This window comes from Streptomonospora wellingtoniae (assembly GCF_031845375.1).
Taxonomy (GTDB): domain Bacteria; phylum Actinomycetota; class Actinomycetes; order Streptosporangiales; family Streptosporangiaceae; genus Streptomonospora; species Streptomonospora wellingtoniae.
This window is the reverse complement of record NZ_JAVREK010000024.1, coordinates 104,688-114,116: the sequence shown is the minus strand read 5'-3', so window position 1 is coordinate 114,116 and position 9,429 is coordinate 104,688. Positions and strand designations below refer to the sequence as shown.

At 73.5% G+C, this 9,429-nt stretch carries 8 protein-coding genes; 6 read left to right on the top strand and 2 right to left on the bottom strand.

Annotated elements, in window-relative coordinates; genetic code table 11:
* Positions 1 to 212: 212 nt before the first annotated feature.
* On the top strand, positions 213 to 1,145 hold the full coding sequence (locus tag RM446_RS20095) for a nucleoside hydrolase (RefSeq protein ID WP_311546920.1): 933 nt from the start codon (positions 213 to 215) through the stop codon (positions 1,143 to 1,145).
* 42 nt (positions 1,146 to 1,187) lie between these two features.
* Here the strand turns inward: RM446_RS20095 and RM446_RS20090 are convergent, their stop codons facing one another.
* Together RM446_RS20090 and RM446_RS20085 are read right to left on the bottom strand one after the other, a co-directional pair.
* Positions 1,188 to 1,862 carry a response regulator transcription factor gene (locus RM446_RS20090; protein WP_311546919.1) on the bottom strand — a complete coding sequence of 225 codons (675 nt, stop codon included), beginning with the start codon at positions 1,860 to 1,862 and terminating at the stop codon, positions 1,188 to 1,190.
* A 79-nt stretch (positions 1,863 to 1,941) separates the two neighbouring features.
* Positions 1,942 to 3,180 carry a PspC domain-containing protein gene (locus RM446_RS20085; protein WP_311546918.1) on the bottom strand — a complete coding sequence of 413 codons (1,239 nt, stop codon included), beginning with the start codon at positions 3,178 to 3,180 and terminating at the stop codon, positions 1,942 to 1,944.
* Between the two features lie 283 nt (positions 3,181 to 3,463).
* On the opposite strand from RM446_RS20085, the gene RM446_RS20080 reads away from it, so the two are divergent.
* From RM446_RS20080 to RM446_RS20060, 5 genes are all read left to right on the top strand, one after another.
* Positions 3,464 to 5,119, top strand: coding sequence for a PspC domain-containing protein (locus tag RM446_RS20080; RefSeq protein ID WP_311546916.1), 1,656 nt, complete (start codon positions 3,464 to 3,466; stop codon positions 5,117 to 5,119).
* Positions 5,106 to 5,351: a hypothetical protein gene (locus RM446_RS20075; protein WP_311546915.1), complete on the top strand. Its 246-nt coding sequence runs from the start codon at positions 5,106 to 5,108 to the stop codon at positions 5,349 to 5,351. Before RM446_RS20080 ends, RM446_RS20075 begins: the two co-directional genes overlap by 14 nt.
* A gap of 201 nt (positions 5,352 to 5,552) precedes the next feature.
* On the top strand, positions 5,553 to 6,113 hold the full coding sequence (locus RM446_RS20070; RefSeq protein ID WP_311546914.1) for a (2Fe-2S)-binding protein: 561 nt from the start codon (positions 5,553 to 5,555) through the stop codon (positions 6,111 to 6,113).
* A 2-nt stretch (positions 6,114 to 6,115) separates the two neighbouring features.
* On the top strand, positions 6,116 to 8,518 hold the full coding sequence (locus tag RM446_RS20065; protein WP_311546913.1) for a xanthine dehydrogenase family protein molybdopterin-binding subunit: 2,403 nt from the start codon (positions 6,116 to 6,118) through the stop codon (positions 8,516 to 8,518).
* Positions 8,515 to 9,366, top strand: a complete 852-nt coding sequence (locus RM446_RS20060) for an FAD binding domain-containing protein (RefSeq protein WP_311546912.1) — start codon at positions 8,515 to 8,517, stop codon at positions 9,364 to 9,366. Before RM446_RS20065 ends, RM446_RS20060 begins: the two co-directional genes overlap by 4 nt.
* The last annotated feature ends 63 nt before the right edge of the window (positions 9,367 to 9,429 follow it).

Sequence of the window (9,429 nt, the reverse complement as noted above, 5' to 3'; positions counted from 1 at the left end):
CAGCGCATCTGCGCCCTCAACGCCGCGATCTGGCACAACTGGCTCATCGACGCCCCGGTCAAACGGTCTCTGATCGCCTACGACCACTGACCCGGGACACCCAACAACCCCCATCAACGATCTAGGCTGTCCGTGCGAGCACCCGTCCGGGCATGAGCAGCGGCGCGCGTCGGCCGGGGCGGCGGGAACCACGTGGCAGAAGGGTTGGAAGAGTGCGAATCTACGTCGACTGCGATCCCGGGATCGACGACGCGTTGGCGCTGGCCTACGTGACCGCCCAGCCCGATGTCGAGCTGGTCGGCGTGGGCTCGGTCTTCGGAAACAACCTCGTGCCGACGACCACGGACAACGCGCTGCGGCTACTCGAGCTCTACGGCCGCCCGGACGTTCCCGTGGCGCGCGGCGCCGGGCGCGCGCTCGCACAGCCGCCGCGCCCCGCTTTGCACGTGCACGGCGAGAACGGTCTGGGCGGGGTCGAGCTCCCCGAGCCGGCTGCCGCGCCGGCGGACCTCTCGGCGGCCGAGACGCTGGTCCGCAGCGCGCGGTCGGCACCCGGCGAGATCGACGTGCTGGCCCTGGGGCCGCTGACCAACATCGCCCTCGCACTGAGCATCGAGCCAGACCTGCCGCGGCTGCTCGGCCGCGTGGTGGTCATGGGCGGCGCGGTGCGCGCTCCCGGCAACACCGCGCCGCTGGCCGAGGCCAACGTGGCCTCCGACCCGGAGGCCGCGGACGTGGTGCTGGGGGCCGGGTTCGACACCACGCTGGTCGCGCTGGACGTCACGATGCGCACCGTGGCCACCGCGGACTGGCTGGACGGACTGGAGCGTGTCGAGGGGCGCCGGGCCGAGACCACCGCGGCCATCCTGCGCTTCTACACCGACTGGTACTCGGGGATGTTCGGCGCGCGCCGGTGCGCGATGCACGACCCGCTGGCGGCGGCCGTCCTGCTCGATCCGGCGCTGGTGACCGAGGCGGTCGAGGTGCCGGTCCGCGTGGAGCTGCGCGGCGAGCACACGCGCGGCCAGACCGTCGCCGACCTGCGCCTGAACCGCGACCGCAGCGACGAGCGCCCGGCCGTGACGCTGGTGGGCGACGTGGACGGCGAGGCGTTCTTCAAGCGGATGACCGACGCGCTGCGCTGACACTTAGGCGGCCGGAACGGACCCCGCCGACGGTCGCCGTTCTCAAACGAGCTTGCGCGCCGTGGCCCATCGGCTCAGCTCGTGCCGGTTGGAAAGCTGGAGCTTGCGCAGCACCGAGGAGACGTGGGTCTCGACGGTCTTGACCGAGATGAACAGCTCCTTGGCGCACTCCTTGTAGGCGTAGCCGCGGGCGATGAGCCGCAGCACCTCGCGTTCGCGCTGGGTGAGGCGGTCGAGCTCGGGGTCCATGGGCGGCGCGTCGGTGGCGGAGAACGCGTCGAGCACGAACCCGGCCAGGCGCGGCGAGAACACGGCGTCGCCGTCGGCGACCCGGACGATGGCGTTGGCCAGCTCCCGCCCGGAGATGGTCTTGGTGACGTAGCCGCGCGCACCGCCGCGCACGACCCCGATGACGTCCTCGGCGGCGTCGGAGACCGACAGCGCCAGGAAGCGGATCTCAGGACGGCGGGACAGGACGCGCCGCAGGACCTCGCTGCCGCCCCCGCCGGGCAGGTGGACGTCTAGCAGCACCAGGTCGGGCTGCTTCTCGGCGATGACCTGGACGGCGCTGTCGACGTCGCCGGCCTCGCCGATCACGTCCACGGCGTCGCCCAGCTCGCCGCGGACGCCGCTGCGGAACAGCCGGTGGTCGTCGACGATGACGACGCGGGGCGGGGTGCCGCTTTCTGCGAAGGTCGCGGTGCTCTCGTCTTCCACAACACGGACTCTACCCACAGGTCCCCGGCCGCAGGCGCCGGTGCCCGGGTCCGGCCACGCGCGCAGCCGATCGCAGGGGTCAGGCCGGCTGCTCCTGGTCGCGCGGCATGCGCAGCTGCACCTCGGTGCCCTCGCCGGGGGCGGTGCGGATGCGGGCGTTGCCGCCGTGGCGCTCCATGCGGCCGAGGATGGAACCGCGTACGCCCATCCGGTCTTCGGGGACGGCGTCGAGGTCGAATCCGGCGCCCCGGTCGCGGACGAAGACCAGGACCTCTTCGGGCTCGACCTCGCCGAACACCGAGATCGAGTCGCTCCCGGCGTACTTGGAGGCGTTGACCATGGCCTCGCGGGCGGCCCGCAGCTCGGCGTGGACGCCGTCGTCGATGGGGCCGTCTCCGACGCAGACCACCTCGATGGGCACGCCGTGGGCCTCCTCGACCTCGGCGGCCACGCGCTCCAGCGCCGCCTTGACCGTGGTCTCGGCGTCGGCGGGCCGCTGGTAGAGCCAGCTGCGCAGGGCGCGCTCCTGCACCCGGGCCAGCCGCTGGACCTCCCGCGGATCCTCGGCGCGGCGCTGGATGAGGGTGAGGGTGTGCAGCACGGAGTCGTGGATGTGGGCGGCGAGCTCGGCGCGCTCCTGGCTGCGGATGCGCTCGCGGCGCTCCCGGTCGCGCTCGCGCACCAGACCGATGATCCACGGCGCCGCGATCACGCACATGCCGGCGATGATCGTGGCTGCGAAGGTCAGCCCGGCGCGTGCCTCGCTGAGCTGCTGCTGGAAGACGAGGAAGCCGATGGCGCCGATGACGACGAGCAGGATGCCCGCGCCGGTGCGCAGCCAGCTCTTGCTGCTCTGGCCCAGCACCGAGGTCGACATCCACTCCTCTCGCAGCGCCGGGTTGGCCTGCTGCCAGAGGATGGTGGCGCCCAGCGCACCGAAGATGATGAACCACAGCACCGGCTGGAACCAGCCGCCGAAGAGCAGGGCGAGCATGCCCAGCCCGCCGGCGAGGGCGCAGTAGGCCAGGAGCTGGCTGATGTCGCGGCCCTTGCGTTTGGCCGTGTCCTCGGGGGTGGCCTCGACCGCAGCGGAGGGATCGCCGGTCGCGCGCTTCTCGACCGGGATGAACAGCACGAGGACGATGTAGACCGCGATGCCCACCCCGCCGAAGCACAGGGCCAGCAGCGCCAGCCGCGTCACGACGGCGTCGATTCCCAGGTGGGCGGCGAGTCCGGCGCCCACTCCGGCGACCAGGCGCCCGTCGCGCGGGCGCACCAGGCTCGGCGCCGGGGTCCGCGGACTCGCCGATTCCGTCACGCTGTCCGTGCCTTCCCTTCAGGTGCTCGGCGCGCGTTCCGCGCGCATCGGGCGGGGCCGACCGCTGCGCCGCCGCGGAGCACGGCGGCGGCGCGGCGGTGAACGCGCCCGTGCGACCCAGGATGCCCCCACCCGAGGCGTCGGGGCATCAGGGACCCGCCCCGGGACTCGCCGTCGGCGCCTCAGGGTCGGGTCCGGGTAGTTCCGGATGGGCGTTCGAGCACGTGGCGGGGGAGGATGGGACCATCCGGCAGAGCTGTCGGCCGAAGGCGGAGAGGGCGCGGTGAACGAGAGCGGACCAGGAGCGGACGGCGCGGCGCGCGGGCCCGGCGACGGGGACGCCCCGCCGCCGACCGGTCTTGCCGCGGGCTCCTCGCCCGGTGAGACGGCGGGCACCGCCCCGCCGTCCCCGCCCCGATCCTCCTTCGCGCCCGCCGGTGGGCCGGAGCACCCCCCGGAGCTGGTCCGCGACAACGAACGCGGTCTGGCGACCGGGGTGTGCGCCGGCCTGGGCGCCTACACGGGCATCGACCCGATCGTGTGGCGGGTGGGCTTCGCGATCACGGGTCTGGCCGGGTTCACCGGGGTTCTCCTGTATGTGGGCGCGTGGATGGCGATGCGCGATGCGGGCCGCGGCCCGGCGATGTTCGAGCAGCTGCTGAACCGGCGGATCGACGACCGCGCGGTTCCGGCGCTGCTGGGGCTGGGCGTGGCCCTGGGGGTGGCGCTGAGCCTGATCGGCGGGGTCAGCTGGGGAACGCTGATGCTGGCGACCCCGCTGATCCTGGGTGCGCTGGTCGCGCACAACCGCGGCGTCGACCTGCGCGCGGCCTACCGGGAGCTGCCCCGGCTGCTGCGGTCGGCCGAGCCGCCGCCGTCCACACCGCCCCCCGCACCCAAGCCGGCGTACTACAACCCCGCCCAGCCGTGGGCGCAGGCGCCGAGCGGGCCGGTGGACCTGGCGGTGGTGTCCGACCCCGATCGGGACGGCGCGGCGGACGCGGACGGTACAGGCGGCGCGGCGGGCGCGGACGGTGCCGATGCCGGGACGCAGGGCGCTTCGGGGAAGGGCTCCCTGCACGGCGGGGACGACTGCGGCGACGCGGGCCGTCCCGGCCCGCGGTCCGCGAAGGCGCGGCTGCGCTCCGCCCAGGAGCGCCGCGAGGGGGCGCGCGAGCGGCGCAGGAGCCGTCGGGTGCGCAGGCGGGACCGTCGGCGGGCGCGCGGGTTCCGCCTGCTCGGCATCGTCTGGTGGGCGGTGGTGGCGGCGGCCGCGATCACGGTGGCGGCGACCCCCACTCCGTTCGTCGAGGCCCTGCTCGGTCCCCAGACAGGTCCGACCTTTCTCGGGAGCGTCGTCGTGATCGTGGGCATCGCCGCCGTGGCGGGCGCCTGGGTCGGCGACCCCCGCGGTCTGATCACCGTCGGTACCGTCGCCTCCCTGTTGCTGGTGTGCTCGGCAGCGGTGGACGCGTCGAACCTGCGGTTCGGCTCGCTGAACTGGCGTCCCGAGTCCGTCGCCGCGGCCGGGCGGCCCCACGAACTGACGGGCGGGGAGGCGCGGCTGGACCTCACGCGGGTGCCGCTGGAGCCCGGCCAGCGCGTGCGAGTCGGCGCCGAGGTCGGATTCGGGACGCTGACGGTGCTGGTGCCGAAGGACGCACGCGTGGAGGTTCGCAGCCGGGCCTCCGGCGAGGTCCGCACCCCGGACGCGGTGCGCTGGGGCATAGGGCTCGACGTGCGGGAGACGATCGAGCCCGACCCGGCGGCGGCCGCCCGCGGCTCGGACGCCCGGGGCGGCGGCGCGGGCGGCGGGGCAGCGGCCTCCTCCGGCGAGGTGCGGCAGGGCGGGAAGGACGAGCGGGGCGGGCCGCCCACGCTCGTGGTCGACCTGGCCTCGCAGTTCGGTGACTTGGAGGTGCGGCATGCGGCGACGTAGGACCGACTGGGGCTCGCTGATCGCCGGCCTGCTCTTCATAGCGCTGGGGACGGCGTTCGTCGTCTCCGGCCCCTCGCGCTGGGGCTTCGAGGCCGTATGGATCGTGCCCGTGCTGGCCGTGGGCCTGGGCATCGCCGGGATCGCCCGAGCGCTGGCGGCCTCGCGCGACCGCCGCGATCAGCAGGAGGGCCGCGAGCACCGCGGGTCGGACCCGGATCCCGGATCCTCCTGACGGCTCGGGCGGCTGAGCGCCCGACACGCGGATACGCCCGGGAACGCGCCGCGTTCCCGGCGTCGGCGCGCGGCGCACGGCCTTTCCAAAGAACTTGCGGAAAGGGGCCTGGATAGCCCACACCTCGTGTTTTACGGTGGTCGAACCTCCCATGACCAGTAGTAACTGACTGAGGCCACTACTTGAGGAGGTCTTGGCCCCATGCCACACATCCGCGTAACAGTCGACGGCGTGCGCTACGACGACCAGGTCGAAGCCCGCCGGCTGCTCGTCCACTACCTACGTGAGCAATTGGGCAAGGTCGGCACCCCGGTCGGGTGCGACACCACCAACTGCGGCGCCTGCACCGTCCTGATGGACGGGCAGTCGGTGAAGAGCTGCTCGGTCCTCGCCTGCCAGACCGACGGACACGAGATCACCACCGTCGAGGCGCTGGCCTCCGACGGCGAACTGCACCCGATCCAGCAGGCCTTCCACGAGACCCACGCCCTCCAGTGCGGCTACTGCACGCCCGGCATGATGATCGCGGCTCTGGACCTGCTGCGCGACAACCCCGACCCCGACGACCAGGAGATCCGCGAGGGTCTCGAAGGCAACATGTGCCGGTGCACCGGCTACGTCAACATCGTGCGCGCGGTGCACAAGGCCGCGGCCGCCATGCGCGCCGAGGCCGCCGGGTCCGAGCCGCGCACACACGGGGTGCCGCCCCAGGTGGTGCGCGAGCAGGAGCCCACACCGCACGCAGCCAGCGGGGGTGCATAGCCATGACGACGGCACCTGAGGCGCCGCGCACCGACCAGGTCGGCAGCCCGCGCCTGCGCAAGGAGGACGCCCGGCTGATCACCGGGCAGACCAACTGGACGGACAACATCCAGCAGACCGGCATGCTGCACGTGGCGTTCCTGCGCAGCCCGCACGCGCACGCCCGCATCGTCGCGGTGGACACGTCGGCGGCCATGCAGCAGCCCGGCGTCACGGCGGCGTTCAGCGGGGCCGACTTCGCGGAGGAGCAGGGCAGCCTGCCGTGCGCGTGGCCGGTCACCGAGGACATGGCGCTGCCGGAGCACCCGCCGATGGCGGTCGACGAGGTGCGCTACGTCGGCGAGGCCGTGGCGTGCGTGGTGGCGCGCGACGCCTACGCGGCCGCCGACGCGCTGGAGGCCGTCGATGTCGAGTACGAGCCGCTGCCCGCCGTGGTCGACATGGAGGCGGCGCTGGCCGAGGACTCCCCGCTGGTGCACGCGGGCTCGGGCCAGGGGCAGGGACGGAACAAGGCCTTCGTGTGGCCGTTCACGGCGGGCGACGTCGACACCGCGTTCGGCGGCGCCGACATCGTCCTGAACCGCCGCTACCACCAGCAGCGGCTGATCCCGGCGGCGATGGAGCCCCGCTCGGTGGTCTGCCGTCCCGAAGGCGACTCCTTCACGCTGTGGTCGGCCACGCAGGTCCCGCACATCCTGCGGCTGATGCTGGCCATGACGACCGGCGTTCCCGAGCACAAGCTCCGGGTCATCGCGCCGGATGTCGGCGGCGGCTTCGGGTCGAAGCTGCAGGTGACCGCCGAGGAGGTGCTGGCGCTGCTGCTCGCCCGGCGGCTGCGCAAGCCCGTCAAGTGGACCGAGACCCGCACGGAGGGGTTCCAGACCACCCACCACGGGCGCGACCAGATCCAGGACATCTCGATCGCCGCGGACGCCGACGGCCGGATCCGCGGACTCAAGGTGGATCTGCTGGCCGACATGGGCGCCTACATGATGCTGGTGACCCCGGGCGTGCCGGTTCTCGGCGCGTTCATGTTCCCCGGCATCTACAAGATGGACGCCTATTCGTTCAGCTGTACCGGGGTCTTCACCACGAAGATGCCCACCGACGCCTATCGCGGTGCGGGCCGGCCCGAGGCGACCTACGGCATCGAGCGGATCATGACCGAGCTCGCCGACGAGATCGGGATGGACCCGATGGAGCTGCGGCGGCGCAACTGGATCAGGCACGAGGAGTTCCCGCACACCGGGGTCGCCGGCCTGACCTACGACTCGGGCAACTACGAGGCGGCCACCGACCGGGCGACGGAGCTGTTCGACTACGACGGGCTGCGCGCCGAGCAGCGCCGCCGCCGCGACAGCGGCGACCCGGTGCAGCTGGGCATCGGGATCTCCACCTACACCGAGATGTGCGGGCTGGCTCCCTCGCGGGTGCTGGGGCAGTTGTCCTACGGGGCCGGCGGCTGGGAGAACGCCTCAGTGCGGATGCTGCCCACCGGCAAGGTCGAGGTCGTCACCGGCTCCTGCGCGCACGGGCAGGGCCACGCCACGGCCTGGAGCCAGATCGCGGCCGACCGGCTCGGGGTGCCGTTCGAGGACGTCGAGGTGCTGCACGGCGACACCCGTGTCTCGCCCAAGGGCATGGACACCTACGGGTCGCGCTCGCTCGTCGTGGGCGGCACGGCGGTGGTCGAGGCCTGCGACCGGGTGGTCGAGAAGGCCCGCAGGATGGCGGCCCACATGATGGAGGCCGACGAAGGCGACCTGGAGTTCACTGCCGGGCGGTTCACGGTGCGCGGCACCGAGCGTCCCGCCACCACCATGCAGGAGGTGGCGCTGGCGGCGTTCGCCGCACACGACCTGCCGGAGGGGGCCGAGGCGTCGCTGGACGCCGACTCCACCTTCGACCCGGAGAACTTCTCGTTCCCGCACGGCACCCACCTGTGCGCCGTCGAGGTCGACACCGAGACCGGCGAGGTGGACATCCGCGCCTACACGGCGGTCGACGACGTGGGCACCGTCGTCAACCCGCTGATCGTGGACGGGCAGGTGCACGGCGGCCTGGCGCAGGGCATCGCGCAGGCGCTGTACGAGGAGGCCGTGCACGACGCGGACGGCAACCTCCTGACCTCGACCATGGCCGACTACACGGTGCCGACGGCGGCCGACCTGCCGGACTTCACGACCGACCGCACGGTCACGCCGTCGACGACCAACCCGCTGGGCGCCAAGGGCGTGGGCGAGGCGGGCACGATCGCCTCGACTCCGGCGGTGGTCAACGCGGTCGTCGACGCTCTGCGGCCGTTCGGCGTGCGCGATCTTCGGATGCCGTGCACGCCGCAGCGGGTGTGGCGGGCGATCGCCGAGGCCCGCGAGGCCGAGCGCAGCGAGGGAGGGCAGCGATGATCCCGGCACAGTTCGACTATGTGCGGCCCGACGACGTCGCCGAGGCGGTGCGGGTGCTCGCCGACTGCGAGGAGCCCAAGGTCATGGCGGGCGGGCAGAGCCTGACGCCGCTGCTGCGGTTCCGCCTGGCCTACCCCGACGTGGTGGTGGACCTGAGCGGGTTGACCGAGTTGCGCGGTGTGACCGACGACGGCGATCGGCTGCGCGTCGGCGCGATGACCACGCACGACGAGGTGATGCGCGATCCGATGGTGGCGCAGCACTGCGATCTGCTGGCGCAGGCCACGCGGACCGTCGCCGACCCCGCGGTGCGCCACCGCGGGACCCTCGGCGGATCGCTGGCCCACGCCGACCCGGCGGGCGACCTGCCCGCGGTCGCCCTCGCCCTGGACGCGGAGTTCATGGTCAGCGGTGAGGACGGCGAGCGCACGGTGCAGGCGTCGGAGTTCTTCCAGGACTACCTGACGACCGTGCTGGACGTCGGCGACGTGCTGACCGCGGTGCGCTTCCCGAAGATGGGCGGGTGGTCCTGCCACTATGAGAAGTTCTCCCAGGCGGCGCAGGCCTGGGCGATCGTGGGAGTGGCCGCGGCGGTCCGCCTCGACGGCGGCACCGTCGCCGAGGCGCGCATCGGTCTGACGAACATGGGCAGCACGCCCGTCCGCGCCCGCGGGGTGGAGGAGGCCTGCCGGGGCGTCCCGGCTCGCGCCGACGCGCTGCGGGAGGCCGCGCAGTCGGCCGACGCGGGTACCGATCCGCCGAACGACCTCAATGCGCGGGCCGACTACCGGCGCCACCTGGCCCGCGTCCTGACGGGCCGGGCGCTCGCACGGGCGGCGGGGGTCTGAGGCGTCCGGCATGGCAGCTCGGGCCGCGCGGCCCTGTGCCATGCGGGGCGGGCCGGCCGCTGC

Bases quoted from the DNA above. Each gene is read 5' to 3' on its own strand.
- RM446_RS20075 (WP_311546915.1), top strand. From the start codon at position 5,106: ATGCGGCGACGTAGGACCGACTGGGGCTCGCTGATCGCCGGCCTGCTC.
- RM446_RS20070 (WP_311546914.1), top strand. From the start codon at position 5,553: ATGCCACACATCCGCGTAACAGTCGACGGCGTGCGCTACGACGACCAG.
- RM446_RS20065 (WP_311546913.1), top strand. From the start codon at position 6,116: ATGACGACGGCACCTGAGGCGCCGCGCACCGACCAGGTCGGCAGCCCG.
- RM446_RS20060 (WP_311546912.1), top strand. From the start codon at position 8,515: ATGATCCCGGCACAGTTCGACTATGTGCGGCCCGACGACGTCGCCGAG.